Raw genomic sequence first — 26961 nt, 5'->3', positions numbered from 1 at the left:
GAAGTCACTGGCAAGCACAACAACGGTAAGCCGACCAACCCGAATAAGGCCGATACCGATGGTGACGGCGTGACGGATGGGGATGAGAAGAAGGATGGAACCGATCCGAACAACCCCGATACTGATGGCGATGGCCTGACGGATGGGGACGAGAAGAAGATCGGTACTGATCCGAAGAACCCGGATACCGACGGTGACGGCATCAATGACGGTGATGAGGTCAATGGCACCAAGAACCCGTTCAAGGACGATAAGTTCAATAAGGACGGCAAGCCCGGTAATACCGATCCGCTCAACCCGGATACTGACGGTGATGGACTCACCGATGGTGACGAGGTGACCGGTGCCAAGAATGGTGGCAAGGCGACCAACCCGAACAAGGCCGATACCGATGGTGACGGTATCAACGACGGTGACGAAATCAAGAACGGCACCGACCCGTTGAACCCGAACGATCCCGGTAAGCCTGCGCCGAAGCCCAAGAAGGTCAAGAAGACTCTTCAGGTGACAGGTGCAACGAGCGTCGGTCTTGCCGGCACGGCAGCACTCCTGCTGCTCGCCGGTGGACTCGTGGTGACGCGGCGCCGCAAGGCATAAGCTGCTGAACTAATCGCATAACACAAGCGAGGGGCTGGTAGAGAATCCTCTAGAGGATGATCTACCAGCCCCTCCTTGCAGATGAAGCCGCTCGCACGAATGACGAAAGCGACCTCCGCCACGGCCCAGGAAATGCCCGCCTGCATGCACTACGCTGGTGATGCCGCGGTGTGGCACGGCGGCTTCCCTGAGATTGAAAAGGTGGCTCGTCATGTTTGAGACACTGCGCTGCGCCCGCGAATGGACGTTACGCCCGGGCAGCCTGCTGCGTCGCTCGCTGGTATGCCTCATCGGCGTGATCCTCACCGCCATCGGCATCACCATGGCCCTCAAAGGTCACGCCGGCGTGGATCCTTTCACGGCCCTCCTCCAGGGCGTCAGCCACGTGACGGGCCTGTCTTTTTCCTGGGTGGTCCCGGCGGTCAATATCGCCCTCATCGCCCTCATTTTCCCCTTCGATCACAAAGTCTTCGGGCTGGGCACCGTCCTCAACTTCACCCTGGTCGGGGTACTCGTCACCAGCTTCACCGGCATTCTCGATTCCATCTACGTTTTCACGTATTCCATCCCCGGGATGCTCGCCCACCTCGCGGTAGGGCTAGTTATTTTCGCGCTCGGGCTCTCGCTCTACATCACCCCGGATATCGGGCAGGGCGCCGCCGACTGCATCGTCCCCGTCCTCCTGCGCCGTTTCCCGGGCCACTCCTACCGCACCTTCCGCGTGGCCCAGGACTTCATCGTGGTCCTCATCGCCCTCGCACTCTTCCGCTTCGACCTCAGCAGCGGCGTGATCGGCATTGGCACCGCGATTATGGCGCTGGGAATTGGCGTCGTCGTCGATTTCTTCAACCGCACCGTCGCGTACCGCCTGGTAGGTACGACGACGCCCTACACGGCCCGCCCCGCCCCCGCTATCACCGAGGAATAAAACGCGAGGTCAAAGCGAGGCCGCAGGCGCTGGCGCCGTCGTCGTTATGTTTGCGCCTAACCCTACGCACACCGCACCGACTCCTACGCGAACCACCTCCGCACCGCGGCTGTGATTTCCCGGTCGAAGGCATCATCGGAGTGATGCGCCGCGATCCACTCGCGGAAACTCCCGCCGCAAGCCGCATCCAGATCCGCCCGGCACTGCGCGGTGCGGGTAAGAACCCTGGTGAGCATGGCCGCGGCGGCCGCGGTATCGCCATCCGGATAGAAGAAGGGATAGTGCTCGGGCAGCAGGGCGCGGGCCCAGGCTACGTCCGGGAATACCCCGAGCGCCCCGGCGCCCAGCGCCTCCACGTAGGACAGCCCGTAGGATTCCTCCGCGGCCGTGGCCAGGAACGCCGTGGTATGCGCGAGAGCCTCGTAATACGAAGTGCGGGTATCGGTGAGCGGCCCCACGTGCATCCACGGCAGGCGCGAATACGTCATGGCTTTCTCGGAAACCAGATGCGCTTCGTGCAGGCGCATCTCCACCGTGAGCGGGATAAGCTCACGCACCCGGGTCAGCACATCCATAAAGAACTCGGGGCGTTTGCGCGGGGAAAGGTAGATCGCGGGGTAGAGCACCACCGGGACGTCCGGCTCGTGCCGCTCCTGCACGTGATCGAGGCGGAAACCGAGATTCACCCACCCCAGCTTCAGGCGCCCGGCCAGCGGCGGCACCGTCCACTTATTGACCATCTCGCGGATCTCCCCGGCGGTGCGCTCCGAATTCGCGAACGTGGGGAAGAGTGCGCAGGAAAGCGCCACCGGGGCGAGTTCCTCGGCGCTTTCCAGGGTAGACACCGGCAGCCACACAAAATTCATGAGGCGCGGGGTAGCGTGGCCGGCCTTGCGCAGGCGCGCCCACAGGGCCGGAGTGTCATGCACATCCATAGTGATAACAACCGTATCCGGGGCAAGATCTTGCGCGGATGCTGCCGCCGGGTCAAGAACCGCGGCGCCCGGGTCAAGAACCGCGGCGCCCGGGAAAATACGCAAGAGACGCCGCAGCAGGGTGGCGCCGGCATCCTGGCCGACTATATTTCCTTCCGGGCTGAGCTGCGCGCCGGACCAGTGCACGGCGATATTCATGCCAGGACTCCCTTCTCGGGTTCAGAGGTGGGTTCAGAGGTGAATCCGGATCCGGGTTCGGATTCTGATGCGGATGCAGATTCTGATGCGGATGCGGGCTCGTCCAGCAGCGGATCCTCCGTGGAGGCCTGGATTCGCATGCTGTAGAAGGAGCGGTAAATAAAGACGAGCGCGAGGGCCCCGAAGCACACCGCCAGGCCGGTGACCACCGCGGTGAGATTCTGGGCATTGAGGCTCACGGCCAGCTCCACGGCGAGCAGGCCGAAGAGGGTGGTGAACTTAATAATCGGGTTGAGGGCCACCGAGGAGGTGTCCTTGAACGGATCGCCCACGGTATCACCCACGATGGTGGCATCGTGGAGCGCGGTGCCCTTCGCGTGCAAATCCACCTCCACGATCTTCTTCGCGTTATCCCAGGCCCCGCCCGCATTCGCCATGTAAATAGCCTGGTAGAGGCCGAAAATAGCGATGGAAATGAGGTAGCCGATGAAGAAGTACGGCTCGATAAAGGCGAAGGACAGCGTGGCGAAGAAAACCGCCAGGAAAATCGTGAGCATTCCCTGCTGCGCGTACTGGGTACAAATTTCGACGACGCGCCGCGAGTCATCATGGGAAGCCCGCTCCGCATTCTTATCCAGGTGGATGGAATCCTTGATGAACTCCACCGCCCGGTAGGCCCCCGTGGTCACCGCCTGCATCGACGCCCCGGAGAACCAGAAGATCACCGCACCCCCGCTGATAATCCCCAGCAGGAACGGGGCGTGCATGAGCGACAGCATCTCGATCCCGGCGGTCAGCCCGCCGGTCAGCCCGATAATAATGGAGAAAATCATCGTGGTGGCACCCACCACCGCGGTACCGATGAGCACCGGCTTGGCGGTTGCCTTGAAAGTATTGCCGGCGCCGTCGTTCTCCTCCAACATGAGCTTGGCGCGATCCCACTGCGGCGCGAAACCGAAACCGGAGCGAATGTCGGCGTCGATATCAGGAAGGGCCTCAATGCGGGAGAGCTCGTAAACCGACTGGGCGTTATCGGTCACCGGCCCGTAGGAATCCACCGCGATCGTCACCGGTCCCATGCCCAGGAAACCGAAAGCCACCAGACCGAAAGCGAAAACCGCCGGCGCTAGCATGAACTCGCGCAGGGTGGCATCCGCGATCACGAATGCCCCGGCCATGAGCCCCACAATGGTGATACCCAGCCAGAAAGCGGAGAAATTCCCGGCCACCACGCCGGAGAGAATATTGAGGGAAGCCCCGCCCTGGCGCGAACTTTTCACCACTTCACGCACGTGCCGCGAGGTCGTGGAGGTGAAGACCTTGACCAGCTCCGGGATGAGCGCCCCCGCGAGAGTCCCGCAGGTGACGATCGTGGCGAGCGCGAGCCACAGTGCGCCGTCGTGCCCACCCAAAACGAGCCAGGAGATCCCGTACACGCAAGCAATGCAGAAAATCGAGGTGAGCCACACGAGTGAACTCAGCGGTTTTTCGAAATTGAGGGTGGTGGCCTGCGCGTAGCGGGTCGCGGCCAGGCGCGCATTGAGCCCGTAGGCCAAGGCCGAGGCGATAATCATCGCCACCCGCACCGTGAACACCCACACCAGCAGGGTGGCTTGCAGCGCCGGATCATGAACGGCCAGCACAATAAAGGTCACCAGCGCCACCCCGGTCACCCCGTACGTTTCGAAGCCGTCCGCGGAGGGGCCCACCGAATCCCCGGCATTATCACCCACGCAATCGGCGATAACACCCGGGTTCCGCGGGTCGTCCTCATCAATTTTGAACACGATTTTCATGAGGTCGGAGCCAATATCGGCAATCTTCGTGAAAATACCACCGGCGATGCGCAGGGCCGACGCCCCCAGGGATTCCCCGATGGCGAAGCCAATAAAGCACGCCCCGGCCACATCCGCGGGCAGGAACAGCAAAATGACGAGCATCATCAGCAGTTCCAGGGAAATGAGCACCATCCCGATGGACATCCCCGAACGCAGCGGCACCTGGTGCAGCGGCAGCGGGCGCCCGCGCAGCGAAGCGAAAGCCGTGCGCGCATTGGCCAGGGTGTTCACGCGAATCCCGAACCACGCCACCGCGTAGGACCCGCCCATACCCAGCAGCGAGAACGCCACCACAATCGCGAGCTTGCCCCACGTGAAGCCCACGAGGAACTTGTAGTAGACCACGATCACCGCGGTGATGAAGGCCCAGAGCACCAGCAGGAATCGCCCCTGCTTGACCAGGTAGGCCTTGCAGGTTTCGTAAATCAGGTCCGCGACCTCGGCCATGGCCCGATGCACCGGAAGCTTACGCAGATTCATATACGTGATGAGCCCGAAGCACAGTCCCAGCACGCATACCCCCACCCCGATGAGGAGGAGCAGCCGGCCGGAAACCCCGCCCACCGCGCTCACGCCCGACAGGTCAGGCAGTACGATATTTGCTTCACCTCCGTGCACAGTTGCCGCACCGGCGGGCGCGCTCGCGGATGCGGCGCACGAACCTAGGGCAACGGGAGCCAGCGCGAGCGCCCCGAGCAGGGGGAGCAGCCGGCGTGGACGCGAGGTGTTCTTGTGTGTGGATACAGAAAAACAACGTCCCATAATTACCTCGACATAAAATGATGAGGCTCCTTTGCCTCTCTTTCATCCTAGGTCGGCCGGGCGATCAGTAATAGGGACCAGGTACGACGACGCCACACAAGTGTGCGCCACTTTCGCCGCGAGAGGCCGGTCGTCGCCGCGTCTAGGCCCGAGGTCCCACGGTGGGTGGGTCTTTCGGTGCGGGGGCTTTCGGTGCGGGGTCTTTCGGGGTGTCCGGACAGGCACTCTGAGCCGGGCGGGCCAGACCGAGCGCTCTGAACCGGGCGGACTAGATCGCGCTTTCTGAACCGGCGAGGCACTACGTGTTTTCAGAGCTGTACTTCATTTGTCGTACGTTTGAAGTACACCTCAGGAAAAACACCCCGCCCCGCCGCTGCGGAGCTCCGGCTCTGCGGGCGCGCGAGGCGGACTGCGTATGTGGATTGGCTGGGGATGGGGTGAGTCATATCGGTATACCGGTGTTGCAGATGGGTTTGGTTGGCGTAGTGGTACTGGAGAACGTCGGGCCTGACAGAGTGGTACTGCACGACAGAAAATCGGGTATTGGTTGTAGCTCCAGTACCACTTTGTTCGTGATCGCCGCGGGTGCCCTCTCGGAGACCGGAAAATGCATCCTCTCGACCGTAGGTCTTGTGGAAAGCAACGCTATGACGGCGGGGCCCACAGAAAGCAACGCTATGGCGGTAGGTGCCGCAGAAAGCAACGTCATGACGGCGGGGCCCACAGAAAGCAACGCTATGGCGGTAGGTGCCGCAGAAAGCAACGCTATGGCGGTAGGTGCCGCAGAAAGCAACCCCAGTGCATGATTTGGAAAACTTAATGTATTTGCTGTTGCATTTTGTGCGGAGCGGGAAGTGGGGCACATGGAAGTGGGACAAAGCACCGCTCCCCGAACGGCGGACCGAAGTCCGAGGTTCGGGGAGCGGTGTTATTGGCCAGTTTCCAGCCCGGCGCCTCATGCCAGCTCAGCGCCCGGCACCTGTTCAGCGCCCAGCGCCCAGCGCTTAGCAGCAGCCGGTGGAGACATTCTCCTCGTCGAAGGCTGCGCGCTGACGCCAGAAATCACGTTCGGCAAGCGGCGGATGATCGGGGTGTTCACGGGCATGCCGGGCTACGTATTTGTCGTAGGCCGATTCGCCGGTGAAGTCCCGCCACAGGCTGCGAGCATGTGCCGCGAAGGCGCGAAGCTGGGTAATAAACATGGACCTGATCTCCTAGTGCTGGGCGGACTCGGAAGAATCCGCGTCGCTGGCAGAGCCCGCCTTGGCTGCGGGCGCCGTCGTACCAGAACCATCGCCAGAACCATCGCCAGAACCAGCACCCGCACCGTGCGGTGCCGCGCCCTTACGGTGATCGAAACCGGGAATCAACGCCGGGTCGCCCACGACGGCGTATTCCGCCACCACCTTCTTCTCCAACTTGGTCGGGAAGAGCTGGGTAGGCGCGTAGAAGTTGGATTCCTGGTAAGGATCTTCGGAATTCACGTACTTCTTCGCGGTGATAACCCGGATGATCTTGATAATCGCGCAGACCAGCACGAAGGCCACCGTGGCCAGGAAGATGACGGAGAGCCAGCCCTGGATGAAGGTGTTGCGCACAATCGCGGACTGGATACCGATGGCCTCGGTGTCGCCGGCGGCCTGCGCCTTCGCGAGCGCTGCCTTAGCGTTGGTGTTCTGGGTGAAGTACCCGATGGCGGCGTCGGAGGAGAAGATCTTCTGCCAGGACGCCGCGAAGGTGACCACCAGGTCGAAGGCCGCGGCGATGCCCGGGATCCAGGCCCACTTCGCCCAGCCCTTATTGACCACTACCACGGTGCACAAAATAAGCGCCATCGCGGCAATGAGCTGGTTAGCCACCCCGAAGAGCGGGTAGAGGGTTTGGATACCGCCGCGCGGGTCGGTCACGCCCATGAGCAGCAGCGAGCCCCAGGCCGCCACCACGATGGCCGTGGTAATCCACGCGCCCACCCGCCAGGAGGGATCCTTGAACTTGGGCAGCACATTGCCTAGCGCGTCGCCCAGCTGGAAGCGGGCCACGCGGGTCACGGCGTCCACGGCGGAGAGGATGAAGAGCGCCTCGAACATAATCGCGAAGTGGTACCAGAAGCCCATCATGGCCTGGCCGCCACCCACCTGGTGCAGAATATGCGCGATGGCCACCGCGAGGGTGGGCGCACCACCGGTACGTGAGGTGACGGAGGTTTCCCCAACGTCTTCGGCGACCTTATCGAAGGCCTCCGCTCCCACGTAGGTTTTCTCGTTGCCGTTCTCATCCCAGGATTCCCACCGGGCTTCCACCGAATTGCCGTGCGTATCGGTGACCGCGAGGTTTTGCACCGCGGCGGCCGAAAGCTCGGCGCGGTTATCGGTCATCTGCACGATGGCCGTGCCCGCCAGCTTATCGGTGGTGTGCTCGGAGGTATTCATACCGAAGTAGATACCCATGTTGAGGGACGACGCCGCAGCCAGCGCCATAATTGCCACGAAGGATTCCATGAGCATCCCGCCGTAGCCGATCATGCGAACCTGGGATTCCTTCTGGATCATCTTCGGGGAGGTACCGGAGGAAACCGTTGCGTGCATCCCGGACAGTGCCCCGCAGGCGATGGTAATAAAGAGGAAGGGGAAGAGTTCCCCGGCGAAAACCGGTCCGTCTGTATTCGAGGCGAATTCGGTGACGGCCGGCATTTCCACCAGCGGGCGCACAATAAGAATGCCCAGGGCCAGTACCACGATGGTGCCGACCTTCATGAAGGTGGACAGGTAGTCACGCGGGGTGAGGAGCAGCCACACGGGCAGCACGGCCGCGAAGAAACCGTACACAATCATGCACCACACGAGGGTGGTGGGGGACAGGTGCAGGAACGCCTGGCCGAAATCGGATTCCGCCACGTAGCGGCCTCCGATAATCGCACCGAGCAGCGCAATGAATCCAACGATGGAGACCATTGTGATGTTGCCGGGCTGGACGAAGCGCAGCCACAGGCCCATACATACCGCGATGGGGATGGTCATACCGACGGCGAAAACGCCCCAGGGCGAATCGGCCAGCGCGTTCACGCAGATCATGGCGAGCACGGCCAGCACGATCATGAGCATCACGAGGATCATGACGGCGGCCACGGCCCCGCCGATCTTCCCGATTTCATCTACGGCCATCTGGCCGAGGCTGCGTCCGCCGCGACGCATGGAGAAGAAGAGGACGAGCATGTCCTGGACGGCGCCGGCCACGCACACCCCGAAGATAATCCACAGGGTGCCGGGCAGGTAGCCCATCTGGGCGGCCAGCACCGGGCCCACCAGCGGGCCGGCACCGGCGATAGCGGCGAAGTGATGCCCGTAGAGCACCACGCGGTTCGTCGGGTCGAAATCGCGTCCGTTATTGATGCGTTCGGCCGGCGTCGCGTTGGAATCGTCGGGCTTCATAATGGTTTTTTGAATAAAGAGCGCGTAGAAGCGGTAGGCGATCATGTAGGTACAGACCGATGTCACCACGAACCACGCCGTATTGACTTGTTCACCGCGATAGAAGGCGAGCATGTACCAGCCCGCAACGCCGAGGGCTGTTACGAGGACCCACACCGCGATGCGCGGCAGCGTCCACTTCGTATGCGGTTTTGTTCCGACCGGAACACCGTGGCGGTTCCGGATAATATATTTTTCCTCTTCCTCAGAATACTGAGGAAGAGCAGTGTCAGCTGGTGCACTCATAGCTGAAACTCCATTTATAGGGCCGGCGTGGTCCGCGTGGACGGCAGCGCTGGCATCTTGTGCGGATCCTCGGTTGAGTACCCGGGTGGCGTACGCCACCACATCCGATAATAAACGCGTGCAACAGTCTTGCGTTAACTTACGTTGGCGTTACCGGCCCGTTTGTGAGCTAGACCACCTAAATTGTGGCTTGCCGCGATGAAGTGCGACGACGCCGCCAGCTGCCCGCGGGTTGGTTTGCGGCGTAAATGGCTCCCTCGAGCCGTTTTCTCCCCAATCGCAAGATGTAGGGGTGGCGGGCGGCCGATGCCCCTAGGGGTAGTGGTGAGAGTGTATGTATGCCGCGAAACGCGGCCCTGTGAAAATGTGTCACACATCATAAAATGGGCGGGGTGGAGCTGAGAGTGGCGCGACGTCGCCCTTTACGGGGGTGGTGGGGATGCCCGCGGCGCAAAAAACGCGCCCGTGTGGCCTACAAAGCACACCGGTGTCATTCCGGACGACTACTATATGTAGTGTTCGATTTTTACGGAGGCACAAGATGTTGATTGATACCTCAACGACCACGGGAGTAGCTGTTACCAAGCGTGACGGTCGGTCGGTTAGCTTTGACGCCGGTAAGATCTACCGCGCAATCGCGCTGGCAATGAACAGCCAGGGCATTGACGATTACGCATTCGTTGAAGAAGCCACCCGTACGGTGATCGATCATCTTGATGCTGAGAAGCTTGACGTTCCCACCATTCAAACGGAAGTGGAAAACGTGCTCATGGCCTCCCGCTACCCGCAGGTGGCGCGTGCCTATATCGAATACCGCCACGATCGCGATACCGCGCGCGAACAGGCCATGGATATTTCGCGTTCCCTGGATAAGCTCATGCAGCGCGATAAGACCGTGGTCAATGAGAACGCGAACAAGGACTCCACTGTATTTAACACCCAGCGTGATTTGACCGCGGGTGCGGTGGCCAAGGCATACGCTCTCAAGTACCTGCTGCCCCCGGCGGTGGCCAATGCTCATATTAAGGGCGATATCCACTTCCACGATCTGGATTACAACCCCTTCCAGCCCATGACCAATTGCTGCCTCATCGATATTGAAGGCATGCTGCGCGATGGTTTCCAGATCGGCAACGCCCGGGTGGAATCCCCGCGTTCCATTAACACCGCAACCGCGCAGATCGCCCAAATCATCGCGAATGTGGCCTCCAGCCAGTACGGTGGCTGCTCGGTGGATCGCTGCGATGAGGTGCTTGCCCCCTACGCGGAACTCAATTACGCCAAGCACCTCAAGGATGCGCAGCGCTGGGTCGCTGAAGATAAGCGCGATGAGTACTGCTGGGAAAAGACGAAGAAAGACATCTACGATGCCATGCAGTCCCTGGAGTATGAGATCAATACTCTCTACTCCTCGAACGGGCAGACTCCTTTCGTCACCCTTGGTTTCGGCTTGGGTACCAACCGTTTCGAACGCGAAATCCAGAAGGCAATCCTCACCATTCGCATTAAGGGCATCGGGGCCGATGGCCACACCGCGATCTTCCCGAAGCTGGTTTTCGGGCTGCGCCGCGGAGTTAACCTCAATCCCGAGGATCCTAATTACGACGTCAAGCAGCTCGCGCTGGAATGCTCCACGAAGCGCATGTATCCGGATGTCCTCTCTTATGATCGCCTCACCGAACTGGAAGGTGATTACAAGGCTCCGATGGGCTGCCGTTCCTTCCTGCCCAAGTGGGTGGATCCGGAAACCGGTGAGGCCGTGAACGCCGGGCGTAATAACCTGGGCGTGGTCACTCTCAACGTGCCGCGTATTGCACTGCAGGCGCGCGGGGATAAGCAGCGTTTCTGGAAGATCTTTGATGAGCGCATGCAGGTGGTTAAGGAAGCTCTGGTCTACCGCGCCCAGCGCTGCGAGGATGCCACTCCGGAAAACGCCCCCATTCTCTACCGCTACGGTGCCCTGGGTATCCGCGCGGAAGAGGGCGATGAGGATGTGACCAAGTTCTTCCACAACCAGCGTTCCACGCTGTCCATTGGCTACATCGGCCTGTACGAAGCGGCTACCGCGTTCTACGGCCCCGAGTGGGAGCACAATGCCGAAGCAAAGGAATTCACGCTGGATATCGTGCGCCGCCTGAGCGCGTACGCTGACCAGTGGAAGAAGGAGTACCCCTACTGGTTCTCCGTTTACTCCACCCCGGCCGAGTCCCTGACCAACCGTTTCTGCTCCATGGACCGCGAGCGTTTCGGTGCGGTTCCGGATATCACCGCGAAGGATTACTACACAAATTCCTTCCATTACGATGTGCGCAAGAAGATCACTCCCTTCGAGAAGATCGACTTCGAAGCGCCCTACGCGGAGTACACCAAGGGTGGCTTCATCCACTATTGCGAGTACCCCAAGCTGACCCACAACACCGCGGCTCTGGAAGCGGTATGGGATTACGCTTACGATAAGGTGGCCTACCTGGGTACCAATACCCCGATTGATAAGTGCTACGAATGTGGCTTCAGCGGGGAATTCGATCCCACGGCGGAAGGCTTCAAGTGCCCGAACTGCGGCAATGATGATCCCGACCGTTGCGACGTCGTCAAGCGGACCTGCGGGTACCTCGGCAACCCGGTCAAGCGCCCCATGGTGCACGGCCGGCACGAGGAAATCATTTCCCGTGTCAAGCACATGGACGGTCCCTGCGCCTAAGCTCCTCGCGGGCGCACTATCGCAAGGCTCCCCGCACTCGGCGAATGTGCCGGGCGCGGGGAGTATTGCGACTCAGGGACTGTGAAAAGGTAAGGAAGAATGCGAGAATTGCGCCTGCTCACCACCCCGCCGGATGCTCCGGGGGTGCACCAGCCCAAGCGCCCGGGCGCCTGGGATGGGCGGCGCCTGTCCCGCAGCTACGTTGCCGATTACAAGCCCTTTGTCATGGTGGACGGGGAAGGGGTACGCTGCGCAATTTACGTATCCGGGTGCCCCTTCAAATGCCCGGGCTGCTATAACGTGGCGGCCCAGAGTTTCCGCTACGGCACCCCCTATACCGAAGAACTCGAAGAACGCATCCTCGCGGACTGCGCGAAAAGCTACGTGGCCGGGGTGTCCTTCGTGGGCGGGGAACCTTTCCTCAATACCCCGGTTCTCCTGCCTTTGGCGCGGCGTTTCCGCGAGCGCTTCGGGAATACCAAAACAATTTGGAGCTGGAGTGGATACACCTTCGAGCAGCTCCTGGAAGAAACCGAAGATAAACGCGAACTTCTTTCTCACGTGGACGTGCTGGTGGACGGGCCCTTTATCCAATCCCAGTTCATTCGGGACCTGACCTTCCGCGGCTCGAAGAATCAGCGCATTATCGACGTACCCGAAACATTTGCCGCTATGCAAGCCGGGTGCGAAGCCCCGGTGCGGCTCTGGAAAAATGGAGATTACGACTAACGTGACCAGTACTCACCCCGCCGCTCAGGAACCTGCCGTTCAGCCGCCGGCAACGATGCCGCGCCGCAGCCGCGTTCTTATCGGAACACTTCTCGCCATTATGACCACCGGGGCGCTCACCGCCTTCTCTATTTTTGTGCGCCCGCTCGCCGCCAGCCGCGGCTGGGCACCCCCGGATATCATGCTGGCTTTCGGGCTCGCCTCCCTGGTGGTGCCCTTCATTATGATCGCTTCGGGTACGCTGCTGCGGCGCGGCTACGCGGCCCAGATGATGGCGGTGGGCGGTATCTGCTTCGGGCTGGGGCATATCCTGGCCGGCCTGGCACCCTCCCTCCCGCTTTTCGTGCTCAGCTACGGACTGGTCACCGGCGGCGGCCAGGGTCTCTTCTACTCGGCCGCGCTCACGAATACCATGCGTTTCTTCCCCGACCGGCGCGGCATGGTGGCCGGCCTGATCACCGCGGGGATGGGAATCGGCCCCATGATCATCGCCCCGGCCGGCCAGCACCTCATCGCCGGATACGGCGTGCGGAGCGCCCTCGTGATTCTCGGAATCGCTTTCACGGTCATTAACGCAGCTGCGGTTATCTTCCTGGTGCGTCCCTTCCGGGAAGAATACGGGGCCTATTTGCCCCGCCCGGCGGGCACCGCCGCAGCCGCCGGGCCGCGCGCGAGCCTCAGCCCGCGCCAGATGCTCGCCACTCCCACGTTCTGGCTTATCCTCGCTATTTTCGTTATGGCCGCGTTCGGTGGCATCATGGTGAACGCCAATATGGCGCCGCTTGCCACCAGTATTGGGTTCGACGCCGCAACCGCGGCTCTCACCGTCTCGCTTTTCGCGGTTGCGAACGCGGCCGGGCGGCTGGCCTGGGGCTGGCTTTCCGACCGTATCGGCATCCCGCTGTGCCTGGTGGCGGTGCTCGGTTGCGCGGCCGGTGGGCTCGCGCTTCTTGCGCTATCCGGGCGCGGGGCGACGGCGCTCTTCCTCACCGGAGCCATCCTCGTGGCCCTGGCTTTCGGGGGCACCATGAGTCTCTTCGCGCCGCTGACCATGCAAAGCTTCGGGCCGCGCCATAACGGAACCAACTACGGCCTCATGTTCCTCGGTTTCTCACTGGCCGCCGTCGTCGCCCCACGCTGGGCCGCGGCAAGTGCCGGTGCCCACGGGGGCTCCTTCACGCCCGCGCTCTGGGGAGCTTGCGTACTGGCAGCGGTCGGTCTTTTCTTGGCCGGACTTTTCCGCTGGTGGAAAGCGCGCTCACCACGGCGCTGAGCTTTCCCGTAAAGTGAAAGAAACAAGGAGGTAGCTATGGCTCAGCTCTCTGCCCGGCGTATCGGGCATCTTCATTTCACCGCCGTTAATGATCGCGGTGCCAGCGTGGAAATCGGGAAAGGCCCCGAACAATTTACCCCCGGGGAACTCATGCAGCTGGCGGTGGCCGGGTGCCAGGCCCTCAGCGCGGATTCCCGTTTTGAGCAGGCGCTCGGGGAGGATTATCACGCCACGTTCACGGTGAGTGCGGATGCGAACCGCGAGGAAAACCGCTTCACCGCTTTCCATACCGCCCTCGAGGTGGAGTTTGCCGATATGCCAGAAGAGGCACGCGCTGCGCTACTGGGGCGGGTGGACCGCGCCATTGAGCGGGCGTGCACGGTGGGTCGCACTCTCGACCACCCCGCCCCGCACAACCTGGAGATCCGCGACGCTGCGGGTAACTAGGATGCCTTCGGGTACCACTGAGAAAGGACAGCAAGCATGAGTACCGCTAGCTTGAGCGCCGCCGGAGTGAGTATCTGGCTGGATGATCTATCCCGCGAGCGTATTGCCTCCGGGAATCTCGCTTCCCTCATCGATACGCATACGGTGCGGGGCGTGACCACGAATCCCACAATTTTCGCCGCGGCCCTGCGCAACGGGGAAAGCTATACCGAGCAGGTGGCCGCCACCGCGGCGGCCGGCAAGGATGGCGACGAGGCCATTTTCGACATCATTATCAAGGACGTGCAGGACGCCTGCGATATATTCCGCCCGATCTTTGAGGAAACAGGCGGGGAAGACGGGCGTGTTTCCATCGAAGTCTCCCCGGAATTAGCACACGATACCTCGGCTACCGTGGCCCAGGCCCGCCAGCTGTGGGACCGGGTGAACCGCCCGAATGCCATGATCAAAATCCCGGCCACGAAGGAAGGCCTGCCCGCTATTACCGAAGTGATCGGGCACGGGATCTCCGTGAACGTCACCCTGATTTTCTCCCTGGCGCGCTACGGCGAGGTCGTGGATGCCTACCTCGCCGGCCTGGAAAAGGCCCAGCGTTCCGGGCATGCCCTCAGCGATATTCACTCGGTGGCTTCGCTTTTCGTTTCCCGCGTGGATACTGAAGTGGATGCCCGCCTGGAGAAGATCGGTACCGAGGAAGCCCTGGCACTACGCGGCAAGGCCGGGGTGGCCAATGCCCGCCTGGTCTACGAAATCTTCGAAAAGAAATTCGCGTCCGAACGTTTCACCGTGCTGGCCGCGGACCACGCGCATGCCCAGCGCCCGCTGTGGGCATCCACCGGGGTGAAGAACCCGAATTACCCGGATACCCTCTACGTCACCGAGCTGGTGGCTCCCGCAACCGTGAACACCATGCCGGAGAAAACCCTGGAGGCCACCGCGGATCACGCGGACATCACCGGGGATACCGTGCGTGAAAACTACGGGCAGGCACACCGGGTCTTCGAGGAACTCGCCGCGGTGGGCGTGGATATGGGCGATGTGGCCGCCCAGCTCGAACGCGAAGGCGTGGAGAAGTTCATCGTCTCCTGGAAAGAACTGAGCGAAACGGTCAGCGCAGCGCTCGCGGCTGCCCGCTAAGTCTGCCTGTTCTACCCTGCCCAGTGCTGCACCACCCGCAGCGCCAGCTCCGGCATCTGCGCGGGTGTGTAGCGCTGGTCGATGGGTAGGGCGAGGACATGTGGCCAGTCGATCATATGGGTCAGGCGCGGCCAGAAAGCGGGGGTGAAAACTCCGTGGGCGGCGAGGCGCTCGGCCCAATGGTGCGGGGCGGGCCAGTGCGGCGGTAGGGCGTCCAGGTGGAGCGCGAGCGCGTAGGGAGCATGGCTAGCGGGCGCGTTGCTCGCGGTCGCGGTGCTAGTAGCCGCGCAGCTTTCTTCCCCGCCGCGGAATAGCGCAGCCTCCGGCACCCCCTCGTTCAGCAATGCCGCGCGCAGGACCCGGGCATTTGCACGCCGCCGTTCCAGCGCCGCCGCAATATCCAGGTGGCTGAGAATATCCCGGGCGGGCCCGCTCATTGAGCTCGGGTTGAGAGCGGCATCGATGGCGGCCTCAGCTGCGCCGTCGTTCTCCTCCCCGCGCAATTGCAGCAGGCCGCGCCGGGTCGCTTCGCGCGCCGCCGCATTACCCGCAGCCGCGGCGGGAAGCGAGGGGCCGAGCGCCCAGGCGCCGTCGGGAATCGGAAACCACTTCCGCAACGATGCCGCGGCATAACGTGCCGGGACGTCCTGGGTAGCGGCACCGAAGGGTGCGTGCGTGAGATCGGCGACGACGACGCCACCGCGGCCCTCCCACTCCGCAAGCACGGCGCGCAACTCGGGCGCGGGCCAAGCTCCGAAGGTGGTGGAGATGAGGACCGCGCAGCGCAGCGGGTCGGTGAGGAGCGGGGCGAGCCGGGCCGGGGCGGGCAGGAGATCCGGGCCGACCTGCACCCAGTGGACCCGGATGCCTTCGAGCTGGAAAGGCTCGACCGCGGTCGCGCACAGAAAGCCCGGCGCGATGATGCGGCGGATACCGCGGGCGGCGAGAGCCTGGGCGATAAGGCCGAGGGCCTGGCGCCCCGATTGCACCAGCATCGCACCGGGCGGAACCGGAAGAGCACGCGGGGCGCAGCGGTGCGGGAGAGAAGTGAATTCGCCGCCGAAGATCACGCTTGGGTGCCGTTTCTAGAACGTGCGGCTGCGTAGGAGAGTAGATACGCGGTGCATAAACTCCTTTAAAAAGCGTTCAGCATCGACCGTGAGTGCTACCTTGACGGTCTTATGCGGATTGTTAAGGCGCTGCTCGTCTCCGATTGTCCTGCCGCGGAAAGGTTCTGACAAATCGACCTTCAGATTAGTTGTGAAGAAAGAGGCGAGCGATGGATCTATTGCTATAGCTACCGCGAGCGGATCGTGAAGTCCACAGCCTCCTAAATACGGGGCGATTGTGCCGTATGCCTGGATGTATGAATCCGTTATCTCAGCCACGTAGTTCGCTGCGGGTGTTCCAATTTGCCGCCAGGCTGCGGTTTCTTTGTACGTAAGGAGTGTTTGTAGTGTCACGTCTAAACCGACCATGGTGATCGCCGTTCCAGAACGGAACAGTATATCGGCAGCTTCTGGATCCTGGGAGATATTTGCCTCTTGTACTGGATTACAGTTGCCCGGAACTGTTAAGGCACCGCCCATGATGGTGATCTGGCATCCATTGTGGAATTCTGGGTCTTTTTCCAAAGCCTGGGCAAGGTTAGTCATCGGTCCAGTTGCCACTAGTGTTAGATTCTCGCCATGTTCCTTTGCGGATTCGATAAGGAAGTCACAAGCAGGTGCATGTTCAGGCTGACGGTTGGATTTCGGGATCTGTACGTTACCGAGGCCGTTTCTACCGTGAATGAGTGCCGATGCTTCTTGGACATCGAAGGTAGAACGTTGGAGTGCGTGGGAAGCTCCGGCAAATACGGGAATGTCTTGACGACCGAACAGGTCAAGAAGGGCGAGACTGTTCTGAACGCCCGTATCCCGTTGAACGTTCCCGAACGTTCCGGTGATACCAATAATTTCCACTTCCGGGGAACCTAAAGCGTAGGCAAGCGCCAGGCAATCGTCGATTCCAGTATCAAGATCTAGGATTAGCTTCTTCATTGAAAACTCCTGTGGGTGTTGAAATTTCTTTGCAGGTCCTTATGTATTGGAAGTGGGTGTTGACGCCGGGGAATGCGCGTCAGAATCTGCATCTTTCCGGGGGTTACGCTCCTCTCGCATGAGTCGTTGGAGCCAGTAAAGATCAATGACGACGATTGCTGTATTCATGATAACCATAGGCCAAATGCCCAGTATGAGGTTGTAAATAGCGGCGATACCGCTGCCGACAAAGTTCCAAAAGCGAAACTTTCTTTGGTTAGGCAGGATTAGCGAAAGAACGACAAGGAGTGATCCTAGCCATCCGAAAGCCTCAAGTAACGTTTTCTGATCCATACGTACTTACCCCCTTGTGAGTACATGTCCAACAATAGATGTAGATGTAGAACAACTTATTGACAAGATAGCACAGCTGTGACAGGCTTGTAGAACAACTTACAAGATGAAGGAGGTAGTCAATGAGGACTATTGATTGGATCGATGGGCATATTGAACTCATTGACCAGACGAAACTGCCGGGTGAACTGGTGGTACGAAAAGTGTCAGATCTTGACGAGCTTATTGACGACATCAAGCGACTGGCTGTACGCGGTGCACCCGCTCTCGGAGTGTCTGGAGGGCTCGGTGTCGCACTAGTCGCTCAACAGGGCTTGAGCGGAAGTGACTTAGAAGATGCTGCAGATCGCCTCGCAAATGCTCGTCCGACGGCCGTCAACCTTTCCTGGGGCGTTAAACGCGTTATGCAGTACGCGAGTAAAGGTAAAGACAGGATTCTGGAAGAAGCTCTCAAGATTCGCGATGAGGACATTGCTTCGTGTTACTCCATGGGGCAATATGGCGCGGATCTTATGGAAGAACTGCTTGGTGAAGGGCAGCATTCGGTTATGACTGTCTGCAACACCGGTGGTTTGGCGTGCGTGGAGCGGGGAACCGCCCTCGGTGTTATCCAGACCATGTTTGAGCGAGGAACTCTCAAGGAAGCGCTTCCCGTTGAAACTCGTCCCCTTCTGCAGGGCTCGCGGCTTACCGCGTGGGAACTCCAGCAAATGGGAGCACCTTACCGACTCATTGTTGATTCCGCGGGGCCTTTCCTACTTCGTCGGGGCTTTGCCCAGGCGTTCTTCGCCGGCGCAGATCGCATTGCAGCTAATGGTGATACTGCTAATAAAATTGGTACTTACTCGCTGTCGCTCGGCGCTAAGGCGATGAATCTTCCGGTCATTATCGTGGCTCCGGAATCTACGATCGACATGGCGACGAAGACGGGTGCTGATATCAAGATCGAAGATCGTGGTAGCGAGGAAGTTGCAAACTTCCACGGAGTCCGGACAGCTCCTGAAGGCACAGAAGCTATTAATCCCGCTTTTGACGTGACGCCGCACGAGAATATCACCGCTATTGTCACGGATCGGAGAGTCATTCGTATTGATCGTGGTGAAACACTCGCAACGGTACCTCTCGGACCAATTCGCACAAAATAGAAATTAGCTAAGGAGAACAGCGTGGCTACTTCAAAGGCGAAGTCAAAGCTTGCGGCTATCTTAGGTGTCGCTGCCCTGTCACTCACTGGGTGCGGTGGAAGTGACAACGCCGATAACGGAACTGCTAATGGCGGTTCTGATGGCCCTACTTATATTTACCTGACAAATGATCCCATCGGTGTAAACAAGTTCCTGGAATCAGGAAAGATTGGTGTTGAAAAAGCCGCCGAAAAGCACGGTGGAACCGCCAAGGTTTATGAGGGAAATTCAGACCAGACCTCGATCCGGCAAAATATGGATCAAGCGATTGCCGAAAACCCTGACTATATCGTAACGATTACGTATTCCTACACTGATGTGGCGTTCGAATATGCGGAACGTTATCCGGACCAGAAGTTCATTCACATTGACGACTGCCCGCCGGGCCCCTACCCGTCAAATATGTACTGTGCAGTCTTCCGCGAGCACGAAGCTGCCTATCTACTTGGATATGAGGCGGGGTTGCTCACAAAGAGCAATCGCGTAGGCTCGGTCGGAGCGGTGGACATTCCGTTCATTCACCGGTACACCGATGCGTACGCAGCGGGAGCCAAGGCTGCCAATCCTGCGGTCTCCGACCAACAGCTGTTCATCGGCGGTGACAGTCCCTTCTCCGATCCTGCACGAGCCAAGGAGCAGGCATCTGCTTTAGTTGCTCAGGGAGTGGACCATATCTTCGCGGTAGCTTCCGGATCCAACGGTGGCATTTTTGAGGCGACTGGAAGTGGCGGTGTAACCGGGTACGGCGTAGATGTGAATCAGTGCCCGCTGACTCCTGGCGGAGTTGGTGACGGCACTCTGAAACTCATGGATTCGCTGATTCCACAACTTATCGACAAGATTGATGCTGGACAGGCTGAATCATTCTCATCCTTCGGCTTGGCAGAAGGCGGAATGGATCTTGTTTCGCTCGCTCCGGGTGCGGCCGAATCGCAATGCACGGTCATGGATCATCCTGATGTGGTTGCGAAGCTTGCGGAAATCAAGCAAATAATTATCGACGGCGAAATCACGCCACCTGACGCAACCGGCAAGTTTAACTAATCCCAATGGAGTGGGGCTGGAAACCTACACGGCCCCACTCCAGTTTTGTAAGAAGGGAGGATGCCAATGCTTGATATCGAAATGAGAGGCATCACAAAATCCTTCCCCGGTGTCCAGGCGAATAAGAACGTCACTTTTTCGGTGAATAAGGGTGAGATTCATGCGCTCATGGGCGAGAACGGCGCGGGGAAATCAGTCCTGATGTCTATCCTGTCTGGACTTTACACTCCGGATGAAGGTTCGATCTTCCTCGATGGGAAGGAAGTCCACTTCGCAAGCCCTCTGGATGCCATCAGGGCAGGAATTGGAATGGTATTCCAAGAGTTCCAGATGTTCCCGTCCATGACGGTTGCTGAGAATGTTGTGTTCCGAAAGGAACCAACAACCGGAGGATTGATTAATCGGTCTGAAGCTGTCGAAATTGTTGAAAGTTACGCGCAACGTTTTGGTTTGGATGTTGATCCACTTATGCGCGTAGCAGATGCGCCGGTAGGTCTTCTGCAACGCGCCGAGATCATTAAGGTTCTCTATCGAGGTGCGAAGGTATTGATCCTGGATGAACCAACGGCCGTGTTGACGCCGCAAGAAACAGACCAATTATTTGATGTTTTGCGGCAGCTCAAGAAGCAGGGTCAGACGATCATTCTTATTACCCACAAACTCCGTGAGGTTATGGAAATCTCTGATCGGGTTACTGTTTTGCGAGATGGGCAAGTGGTAGCTCGAATGAATACTGCTGAAGCAACTCCGGAATCAGTCACGCACGCGATGACGGGGCGTGATGTTGACCTTACGCAGGCGCCCTCCCAACTCGCTCCGGGACGCACGGTGCTTGAGGTGAAGAACCTCTGCGTTCAAGACTCCCAAAAGCAAGCGAAAGTTCGTAATCTCTCGCTCGAAGTTCGCGAGGGAGAAATTCTTGGAATAGCTGGAGTAGCCGGAAATGGACAAAGCGAATTAGCGAGTGCCATCGCGGGTCTGATTCCAATCACGAGCGGTTCAGTAGCCATATCGGGATCTGATGTTACTAGAGCAACTGTGCGGAAACGGCGCGAAAAGGGACTTTCGTATATCCCGGAAGATAGGCAAGGCGTGGGCGCGGCGCCCGATGCATCTGCTGAAGAGAATCTAGCAATGGGGCACCATCGCAGCAAAGAATTGACTAAACGGAAAGGAATCATTGATCGCACTGCCCGTGCATCTTTCGCACGACGGCTTATTGAGAAATTCTCAGTCAAGATCGCGAATGAGAGTATTGCGGTTGGCACCCTTTCTGGTGGAAATCTGCAAAAGATACTCATTGCGCGCGAATTGGAATACAACTCACCACTATTAGTAGCGGAGCAGCCAACCCGTGGTGTTGACATTGGAGCTATTGAGTTTATCCATTCGACGTTGACCCACTATCGAGATGCTGGTGGTGGAATTCTCCTGATTAGCGCGGAACTCAGTGAGATTCTCTCGCTATCCACTCGCGTTGCCGTCATGTATGAAGGCGAGATAGTAGCCGAGATGCCAGTTGGCGAAGCCACTGAAAGCAAGCTGGGCCTACTCATGGCAGGAGGTGTACTAAACAATGAAGACTAAAATGAACGCGACTTTGCGTTGGTTGGCGGGGCCGATTCCTCTGTCAATTCTTGCTGCGTTTATAATCGGAGCGATATTTATCGCTGCTGCGGGGTATTCACCCACAGATGCCTATAAAACGATGGCAGAGGGCTCATTCCTTACCTCTGCCGGAGTGACGAATGCAATTCAGCGAGCGATTCCTCTTACTGGAATGGCAATGGCGACAGCGGTTGCTTTCCGATCCGGGATTCTAAACATCGGCACTGAAGGTCAAATGATCATGGGCGGGCTAGTGGGCGGCATGGTGGCTCTCTATATGCCTGGTCCCGGCATGCTTGTCATGCTATGTGCCATTCTCGGTGGCATTATCGGCGGAATGCTCTGGGCGTTGCTCTCTGGTGTTTTGCAGTTCTGGCCCGGGGTACCAATCCTCATCACGTCGCTTCTACTCTCATATCCGGCTCGCTTCTTCGCGTCGTGGATGATTCGATACCCGTTGAAAGACCAGTCATCGCAGATGGTTGCCTCGGAACAGATATCTCTTGACGTTCAGATCCCCATGCTTCTCCCCTTGAAATCCGGGCTCGGCAAGTCGATATCGGAAAGCCTTGGACGAGGTAACTTCATTTCCACTATCGGTAATTCTGTGAATTGGTCATTCGTTATCATTCTCCTAGTCGTGATCGGAATGGCGTACGTGAACCGGAATACCATTTTTGGATATGAATCCGGCCTCAACGGCAAGAATCCAATGTTCATTCGGTACGGCGGTGGGAGTGAGCGGAAGCTCAGCCTCCAAGTTATGGCTCTGTCCGGTGGGATAGCCGGGCTTGTTGGCGTGATGCTAACGATCGGAGCTCCCGAAACACGTCTTATTGACGGAGCTCTGCTATCGTCCGGGTACGCATGGACCGGCTTGATGGTTGCACTTCTAGCCCTGTACCGTCCTTACGCAGTTCTTATTGCGGGGTTGTTCTTCGGTGCCATTATGGCAGGCGCTGGTTCAATGAGCCGAGGTTTGGGAATGTCTCCCCAGATTGCTGCCGTAATTCAGGGCGTCGTTATCGTTTTGATCGTATTCAGGGTTGCGCTTCCGTCCTTCAAGAAGAAGCAGAAGATAGACCCTGATGATGAAACGACAGGTAATACATCGCCATCACAATCTCAGGCCGAAAAATACGCCTTTGCTGAAGGAGGCGAGAAGTAATGTTTGATGCTGCACTCATCGATTCTATTGTTCGAGCTCTTATTCCAATTTTGTTTGCTGCGCTCGGCGGTTTGATCTGCGATAAAGCAGGCATATTCAATATTGCGCTTGAGGGGCAACTCTTGATCGGGTGCTTCTTTGCGGTGGCAACTTCGTATTACACCGGCAGTGCTTTCCCGGGTGCGCTGGGAGGCATGTTTGCTGCGGGAGTCTTTACATTGATCTTGGCCTATGGGAGCGTCAACCGCGGGGCGGAACCAATCGTTATTGGCGTCGCTATGAATATTCTGGCGACGGGCGTCACCTCCTTCCTTTTGGTGGGGCTTTTCCACACATCGGGTACCTTCGTGGATCCGCGGATCGTAGGATTGAAAACCTATTCGATCCCCTTGCTCAGTGACATTCCGTGGATTGGAAATGCGCTATTCAGTCAAACGGTGCTGGGCTACCTCGCATTCGTACTTGTTTTCGTCGCATGGATCGTTATCTTCCGTACGCCACTTGGGTTGCGGCTTCGTGGGGTTGGAGAAAAGCCACTCGCGGCACAAACCCTTGGCGTGAATCCCGTTTCGTACAAGTACGCTGCGGTCATCATTTCGGGCCTCCTGTGCGGACTAGGTGGTGCTCAGCTGGCATTGGGGAACGTTGTGCAATTCTCTGAAGAGATGTCCGCTGGGCGTGGGTGGATTGCGGTTGTGGCAGTCATGCTCGCACGTTCTCATCCTATTGGGGTTCTCGGTGCCGCGGCCCTCTTTGGTACGGCTGAAGCGCTTGGTTTCCGAGCGCAGGGAATTGGGATTCCGACGCAGGTAACCGATGCCGCACCGTATGTCGTTACTTTGCTAGCGCTATTGCTTACGACAGTGAATTTTGTCAAGAAAAAGAAGGAGGAGACGAAACGTGAATCCATTGACACGTGAGGAAATTGCACAGCTGCTAGATCTTTCTGAGCTTGACCAGGAAGGAGGACTGCATCGGCAAACCTATGCGGATGAGTATTCCACGGCGATCTACTACCTCGTGGGTGGAGATCAGTGGTCTGAACTCCACAGATTGAGCGGTCCCGAGGTATATCACTGGTATGCCGGGGCACCGTTGCTTCTAGTCGAAATAGATGAAAGCGGTGAACGCAGGGAAACGATACTCGGGAACGATTTGAGGGCAGGACAGCGACCTCAGCACGTGGTGAAAGCTGGCGTGTGGCAAGGATCGATGTCTCTAGGAGAGTGGACTCTCCTGGGTACAACTATGGCCCCAGGCTTTTCTTGGGAAGGGTTCGAAATCGCAAGTAAGGAGATGCAGGATGCCTATGGGATAAAGTCATTGCAAAAGCACGACGAAGGGAAATGATATGACTCTGAGCCCTATTTATCCGCATTCTGATAACCCGGTAACTCCAGTGGTCACACGCGCCCCCAATGTCGGTGCGGCCGCGGAAGTGGCATCGGTTCTAAGAAAGAGAATCCATTCGGGTGAGTGGGAACCGGGCGAAGCGCTGGACTCTGAACCGGTGCTTGCAGCGGAACTTGGGGTATCTCGAAATACCTTGCGGTCGGCATTACAAGAGTTGGCCGCTCAGGGTTTAGTTATTCGTCGCCGGGGCTCAGGAACCTTTGTTACTGACGTGCAAGCGGTGATGGCTTCTAACCTCTCAGAGTTAACATCGATGACTCAGACAATTGCGTCAGCGGGGATGGATCCAACGATTCGATATACCGAAAAACGTCTCCGTGCGGCAACCGAAACAGAAATAAAGCTACTGCGTCTCGAGGATGATGAACCAGTTATCGAAACTCGTCGTGAAGTAGAAGCGAATAAAGCGATGGTTTCGGTATCGTTCGAAGTCATACGCGCCGGAATCTTCCCTCCTGGATTCGATGTGCAGTCGATACACGGCTCGATTTTTGCACTATGCGATCTTGTGGGGCACTCGATCAAATACGCCTCGACCGATCTACATGCGGTTGTAGGGAGCGATTTTGGGATGCAACACGAAGCTCGTGACGAGTCATTCTTAGGGTTGTACCAGTTGCATTTTGATAGAGATCATTTGCCGATTCTGTTCGCCAAGACGTATTTCCGCGAGGGACGTTTTCAGTTCTCGATGATGCGAGTAAGAAGTTGACAAACACATGGAGGAAAATTGTACAAGACGACAGAGGAGTTGGTGGATAGCCTGATTCGGCACGCACATACTGCAGTATCCTCGGGACTAGTCCTGGGATCTGGCGGTAATATTTCGGTGCGTATCCCTGACTCCGATGAGTATTTTATTACCAAGTCGGGTACCTGGCTTGATGAACTAACCCCGGCATCTTTCGCGAGAATGAAAATTGGGCAAACCGGTCCTTTCGATTCTCGGCCCTCAAGTGAGTGGAAACTCCATGACAGAATCTATCGGACCCGTTCGGATGTCAATTCGGTTTTCCATTTACATCCCCAAACGGCAGTGCTACTCAATGCTCTGGGTTACGAGATTCGGTTCTTTACGCTTGATGATGCTTTGTACGTGAAGTCTGTTGGTGTTGTTCCCTATTATCCCAATGGGTCGGACGAACTTGCCGATGAGACTGCGCGTGAGATGGAAAAACATAACTGTGCAATACTTGCGCACCACGGTTGCTGCACGGTTGGCGAAGACCCTGAGATGGCTTTCAGGCGTGCATCCCTATTAGAACAGGCTGCTCAGAACACGTACCGAGCAATGTTGCTCGGGGATAAAGAGACCGCATTCCCCGAAGGAGTGGAGCTGATTCACGCATGAGCGAACTAAAAGATAAAGTCGTTTTGATTACGGGAGCCGATGGGAATCTCGGTTCTGGAATTGCTCATGTCTTTGCGCAGGCGGGTGCTTCGGTCATCGTGCACTCTTTGCGTGAAAGCACCAGAGCAAATGAACTTGCAAAAGAACTGCGTGATATAGGCGTATCTGCATTCCAGGTGGTTGGAGATATTTGCTCCGAAGCCGACGTTGACGAAATGATCGAAGCAGCGTTCCAACAGTGTGGAAATGTTGATGTGCTCGTCAACAATGCTGGCGTTCAACCTGTGATCTCGCTCGAAGAGATGACGGTCGGGCAATGGAAGCAAGTAGTAAATGTCAATCTCAACGGGACGTTTATTGTCTCGAAAAAGATGGCATCTCGGATGGTGCACGCGAATGTAGCTGGCTCTATCATCAACATCGCCTCGGTCGAGGCATCGATTCCGGCAATGAATCACGCGCATTACGATGCCTCCAAAGCCGGGGTAAAAATGATGACGCGCAATTTTGCTTTGGAATTTGGAAAATACGGGATCCGAGTTAACTCGGTTTCACCTGGCCTCATCGATAGTGACGGTAGGTTGGCTGAAAGTTGGCCGGCAGGTTACCAAAGTTGGATGGCGGGGGTTCCGCTCCGAAGAACAGCAAATACACAAGACATTGGCCGTGCGTGCGTCTTCCTCGCATCGGAGTCGGCCAGCTTTATTAGTGGGCATGACCTTGTTGTCGACGGTGGCATGTCCGCAGTAGCAGGATGGTGATAGAAATGCCAAAGGTGGGAATCATTGGTGGGTCCGGACTATATGAACTTCTAGAGGACCCAGAACATGTTGTTGTAGATACTGAATATGGAAGGCCTTCGTCTGCAGTATCTATTGGAGAAATCGGAGGAAAAGAAGTCGCTTTCATGACACGGCACGGTAAGGATCATGGCGTTCCACCCCATATGATTAATTACCGGGCAAATATCAAAGCGCTTCATAATCTTGGTGTTTCTACGCTGGTTACCTCGTCTGTGGTGGGGTCTCTGCGTGCTGACTACGCACCGGGAGACTTCGTCATAACGGACCAGTATTTTGACCGCACCTGGGGCCGGGATCAAACCTTTTACGAAGGACCCAAGGTTATCCATGTGTCGGTAGCGGATCCATACTGTCCTCGTTTGCACGATGCTGCGGTAGCAGCGTTGGACAGCTTGCAAGAGAAATACCATGACGGTGGAACTGCAGTGGTTATCCAAGGGCCACGCTTTTCCACTCGTGCAGAGTCACAGGTGTTCCAAAAACTAGGGTTCTCCGTCATCTCAATGACACAACACCCGGAAACGACTTTGGCTCGTGAACTGGGGATGTGTGTCTGCAATCTCTCGTTTGTTTCAGATCTGGATGCGGGAGTTGAAGGCGTTCAGGATGATCCGGTTACCGCGGGCTTGGTGTGGCGAACCGTGGCCGATGGACAGCCTCGAATTAAAAAAGCACTTGCGGAAACTGTAGCTCGCTTGGAGGTGGACCCTTCTTGCCCATGCCACGATGCACTTTCAGATATTTAGAATTTCAAAGG

General features: G+C 58.0%; 23 protein-coding genes and 1 pseudogene. 17 read left to right on the top strand and 7 right to left on the bottom strand.

Annotation, left to right across the window (positions count from 1 at the left end; translation table 11 throughout):
• Both QP828_RS06885 and QP828_RS06880 read left to right on the top strand, forming a co-directional pair.
• A pseudogene (locus tag QP828_RS06885) lies at positions 1 to 597 on the top strand (hypothetical protein); the annotation flags it as partial.
• Positions 598 to 808: 211 nt separating this feature from the next.
• On the top strand, positions 809 to 1525 hold the full coding sequence (locus tag QP828_RS06880) for a YczE/YyaS/YitT family protein (RefSeq protein ID WP_016441690.1): 717 nt from the start codon (positions 809 to 811) through the stop codon (positions 1523 to 1525).
• Between the two features lie 83 nt (positions 1526 to 1608).
• On the opposite strand, the gene QP828_RS06875 is transcribed toward QP828_RS06880, so the two are convergent.
• From QP828_RS06875 to QP828_RS06860, 4 genes are all read right to left on the bottom strand, one after another.
• Positions 1609 to 2658, bottom strand: coding sequence for a glycosyltransferase family protein (locus QP828_RS06875; RefSeq protein WP_274735514.1), 1050 nt, complete (start codon positions 2656 to 2658; stop codon positions 1609 to 1611).
• Entirely contained in the window at positions 2655 to 5258 is a 2604-nt protein-coding gene (locus QP828_RS06870; RefSeq protein ID WP_016441688.1) for a sodium-translocating pyrophosphatase, read from the bottom strand. Before QP828_RS06870 ends, QP828_RS06875 begins: the two co-directional genes overlap by 4 nt.
• Positions 5259 to 6262: 1004 nt before the next feature.
• Complete coding sequence (locus QP828_RS06865; RefSeq protein ID WP_016441686.1) at positions 6263 to 6460, bottom strand: YbdD/YjiX family protein; 198 nt, start codon at positions 6458 to 6460, stop codon at positions 6263 to 6265.
• Positions 6461 to 6472: 12 nt separating this feature from the next.
• Positions 6473 to 8971: a carbon starvation CstA family protein gene (locus tag QP828_RS06860; RefSeq protein WP_016441685.1), complete on the bottom strand. Its 2499-nt coding sequence runs from the start codon at positions 8969 to 8971 to the stop codon at positions 6473 to 6475.
• A 541-nt stretch (positions 8972 to 9512) separates the two neighbouring features.
• Between QP828_RS06860 and nrdD the strand changes: the two genes are divergently transcribed.
• From nrdD to tal, 5 genes are all read left to right on the top strand, one after another.
• Positions 9513 to 11672, top strand: a complete 2160-nt coding sequence (gene nrdD / locus QP828_RS06855; protein ID WP_016441684.1) for an anaerobic ribonucleoside-triphosphate reductase — start codon at positions 9513 to 9515, stop codon at positions 11670 to 11672.
• A gap of 99 nt (positions 11673 to 11771) precedes the next feature.
• Entirely contained in the window at positions 11772 to 12401 is a 630-nt protein-coding gene (gene nrdG / locus QP828_RS06850) for an anaerobic ribonucleoside-triphosphate reductase activating protein (protein ID WP_016441683.1), read from the top strand.
• On the top strand, positions 12385 to 13674 hold the full coding sequence (locus tag QP828_RS06845) for an OFA family MFS transporter (protein ID WP_016441682.1): 1290 nt from the start codon (positions 12385 to 12387) through the stop codon (positions 13672 to 13674). Before nrdG ends, QP828_RS06845 begins: the two co-directional genes overlap by 17 nt.
• A 36-nt stretch (positions 13675 to 13710) precedes the next feature.
• Positions 13711 to 14121 (top strand): OsmC family protein, encoded by a 411-nt coding sequence (locus tag QP828_RS06840; protein ID WP_016441681.1) that lies wholly within the window; start codon positions 13711 to 13713, stop codon positions 14119 to 14121.
• A gap of 36 nt (positions 14122 to 14157) precedes the next feature.
• Entirely contained in the window at positions 14158 to 15258 is a 1101-nt protein-coding gene (gene tal / locus QP828_RS06835; protein WP_016441680.1) for a transaldolase, read from the top strand.
• A gap of 11 nt (positions 15259 to 15269) precedes the next feature.
• Here the strand turns inward: tal and QP828_RS06830 are convergent, their stop codons facing one another.
• From QP828_RS06830 to QP828_RS06820, 3 genes are read right to left on the bottom strand one after another with little or no spacing between them, the layout of a single operon-like run.
• A complete protein-coding gene (locus QP828_RS06830) occupies positions 15270 to 16328 on the bottom strand; it encodes a hypothetical protein (RefSeq protein WP_039898110.1) in 1059 nt (352 codons plus the stop codon).
• 15 nt (positions 16329 to 16343) lie between these two features.
• Positions 16344 to 17300: a nucleoside hydrolase gene (locus QP828_RS06825; RefSeq protein WP_016441678.1), complete on the bottom strand. Its 957-nt coding sequence runs from the start codon at positions 17298 to 17300 to the stop codon at positions 16344 to 16346.
• A gap of 39 nt (positions 17301 to 17339) precedes the next feature.
• Entirely contained in the window at positions 17340 to 17633 is a 294-nt protein-coding gene (locus QP828_RS06820; RefSeq protein WP_016441677.1) for a YgjV family protein, read from the bottom strand.
• A gap of 122 nt (positions 17634 to 17755) precedes the next feature.
• Here QP828_RS06820 and mtnA point away from each other — a divergent pair, with 122 nt between their 5' ends.
• The 10 genes from mtnA (at position 17756) to QP828_RS06770 (ending at position 26950) form a co-directional block, all read left to right on the top strand.
• Entirely contained in the window at positions 17756 to 18778 is a 1023-nt protein-coding gene (gene mtnA / locus QP828_RS06815) for an S-methyl-5-thioribose-1-phosphate isomerase (RefSeq protein ID WP_016441676.1), read from the top strand.
• 21 nt (positions 18779 to 18799) lie between these two features.
• Complete coding sequence (locus QP828_RS06810; RefSeq protein WP_284891415.1) at positions 18800 to 19861, top strand: BMP family ABC transporter substrate-binding protein; 1062 nt, start codon at positions 18800 to 18802, stop codon at positions 19859 to 19861.
• 66 nt (positions 19862 to 19927) lie between these two features.
• Positions 19928 to 21448 carry an ABC transporter ATP-binding protein gene (locus QP828_RS06805; protein ID WP_016441674.1) on the top strand — a complete coding sequence of 507 codons (1521 nt, stop codon included), beginning with the start codon at positions 19928 to 19930 and terminating at the stop codon, positions 21446 to 21448.
• Positions 21438 to 22637 (top strand): ABC transporter permease, encoded by a 1200-nt coding sequence (locus tag QP828_RS06800; RefSeq protein WP_016441673.1) that lies wholly within the window; start codon positions 21438 to 21440, stop codon positions 22635 to 22637. Before QP828_RS06805 ends, QP828_RS06800 begins: the two co-directional genes overlap by 11 nt.
• Positions 22637 to 23557 (top strand): ABC transporter permease, encoded by a 921-nt coding sequence (locus QP828_RS06795; protein WP_016441672.1) that lies wholly within the window; start codon positions 22637 to 22639, stop codon positions 23555 to 23557. The genes QP828_RS06800 and QP828_RS06795 overlap by 1 nt, the downstream gene beginning before the upstream one ends.
• Positions 23538 to 23987 carry a cupin domain-containing protein gene (locus tag QP828_RS06790; RefSeq protein ID WP_016441671.1) on the top strand — a complete coding sequence of 150 codons (450 nt, stop codon included), beginning with the start codon at positions 23538 to 23540 and terminating at the stop codon, positions 23985 to 23987. Before QP828_RS06795 ends, QP828_RS06790 begins: the two co-directional genes overlap by 20 nt.
• 1 nt (position 23988) lies before the next feature.
• The gene (locus QP828_RS06785) at positions 23989 to 24762 is read left to right on the top strand and encodes a GntR family transcriptional regulator (protein ID WP_016441670.1); all 774 of its coding nucleotides are present in this window, start codon (positions 23989 to 23991) and stop codon (positions 24760 to 24762) included.
• Between the two features lie 18 nt (positions 24763 to 24780).
• Positions 24781 to 25401, top strand: coding sequence for a class II aldolase/adducin family protein (locus tag QP828_RS06780; protein ID WP_016441669.1), 621 nt, complete (start codon positions 24781 to 24783; stop codon positions 25399 to 25401).
• Complete coding sequence (locus tag QP828_RS06775) at positions 25398 to 26162, top strand: SDR family NAD(P)-dependent oxidoreductase (RefSeq protein ID WP_016441668.1); 765 nt, start codon at positions 25398 to 25400, stop codon at positions 26160 to 26162. The genes QP828_RS06780 and QP828_RS06775 overlap by 4 nt, the downstream gene beginning before the upstream one ends.
• A complete protein-coding gene (locus tag QP828_RS06770) occupies positions 26156 to 26950 on the top strand; it encodes an MTAP family purine nucleoside phosphorylase (RefSeq protein WP_284891413.1) in 795 nt (264 codons plus the stop codon). The genes QP828_RS06775 and QP828_RS06770 overlap by 7 nt, the downstream gene beginning before the upstream one ends.
• Positions 26951 to 26961 lie beyond the last annotated feature (11 nt).

Origin of the sequence: Actinotignum sanguinis (assembly GCF_030230305.1) — a bacterium.
Classification (GTDB): Bacteria; Actinomycetota; Actinomycetes; order Actinomycetales; family Actinomycetaceae; genus Actinotignum; species Actinotignum sanguinis.
This window is presented reverse-complemented; position numbering and strand designations above follow the sequence as displayed.

Bases quoted from the DNA above. Each gene is read 5' to 3' on its own strand.
- nrdD (WP_016441684.1), top strand. From the start codon at position 9,513: ATGTTGATTGATACCTCAACGACCACGGGAGTAGCTGTTACCAAGCGT.
- QP828_RS06820 (WP_016441677.1), bottom strand. From the start codon at position 17,633: ATGGATCAGAAAACGTTACTTGAGGCTTTCGGATGGCTAGGATCACTC.
- QP828_RS06875 (WP_274735514.1), bottom strand. From the start codon at position 2,658: ATGAATATCGCCGTGCACTGGTCCGGCGCGCAGCTCAGCCCGGAAGGA.
- QP828_RS06845 (WP_016441682.1), top strand. From the start codon at position 12,385: ATGGAGATTACGACTAACGTGACCAGTACTCACCCCGCCGCTCAGGAA.
- tal (WP_016441680.1), top strand. From the start codon at position 14,158: ATGAGTACCGCTAGCTTGAGCGCCGCCGGAGTGAGTATCTGGCTGGAT.
- QP828_RS06880 (WP_016441690.1), top strand. From the start codon at position 809: ATGTTTGAGACACTGCGCTGCGCCCGCGAATGGACGTTACGCCCGGGC.
- QP828_RS06865 (WP_016441686.1), bottom strand. From the start codon at position 6,460: ATGTTTATTACCCAGCTTCGCGCCTTCGCGGCACATGCTCGCAGCCTG.
- QP828_RS06825 (WP_016441678.1), bottom strand. From the start codon at position 17,300: ATGAAGAAGCTAATCCTAGATCTTGATACTGGAATCGACGATTGCCTG.
- QP828_RS06870 (WP_016441688.1), bottom strand. From the start codon at position 5,258: ATGGGACGTTGTTTTTCTGTATCCACACACAAGAACACCTCGCGTCCA.
- QP828_RS06840 (WP_016441681.1), top strand. From the start codon at position 13,711: ATGGCTCAGCTCTCTGCCCGGCGTATCGGGCATCTTCATTTCACCGCC.
- mtnA (WP_016441676.1), top strand. From the start codon at position 17,756: ATGAGGACTATTGATTGGATCGATGGGCATATTGAACTCATTGACCAG.
- QP828_RS06860 (WP_016441685.1), bottom strand. From the start codon at position 8,971: ATGAGTGCACCAGCTGACACTGCTCTTCCTCAGTATTCTGAGGAAGAG.
- QP828_RS06800 (WP_016441673.1), top strand. From the start codon at position 21,438: ATGAAGACTAAAATGAACGCGACTTTGCGTTGGTTGGCGGGGCCGATT.
- QP828_RS06785 (WP_016441670.1), top strand. From the start codon at position 23,989: ATGACTCTGAGCCCTATTTATCCGCATTCTGATAACCCGGTAACTCCA.
- QP828_RS06770 (WP_284891413.1), top strand. From the start codon at position 26,156: ATGGTGATAGAAATGCCAAAGGTGGGAATCATTGGTGGGTCCGGACTA.
- QP828_RS06805 (WP_016441674.1), top strand. From the start codon at position 19,928: ATGCTTGATATCGAAATGAGAGGCATCACAAAATCCTTCCCCGGTGTC.
- QP828_RS06775 (WP_016441668.1), top strand. From the start codon at position 25,398: ATGAGCGAACTAAAAGATAAAGTCGTTTTGATTACGGGAGCCGATGGG.
- QP828_RS06795 (WP_016441672.1), top strand. From the start codon at position 22,637: ATGTTTGATGCTGCACTCATCGATTCTATTGTTCGAGCTCTTATTCCA.
- nrdG (WP_016441683.1), top strand. From the start codon at position 11,772: ATGCGAGAATTGCGCCTGCTCACCACCCCGCCGGATGCTCCGGGGGTG.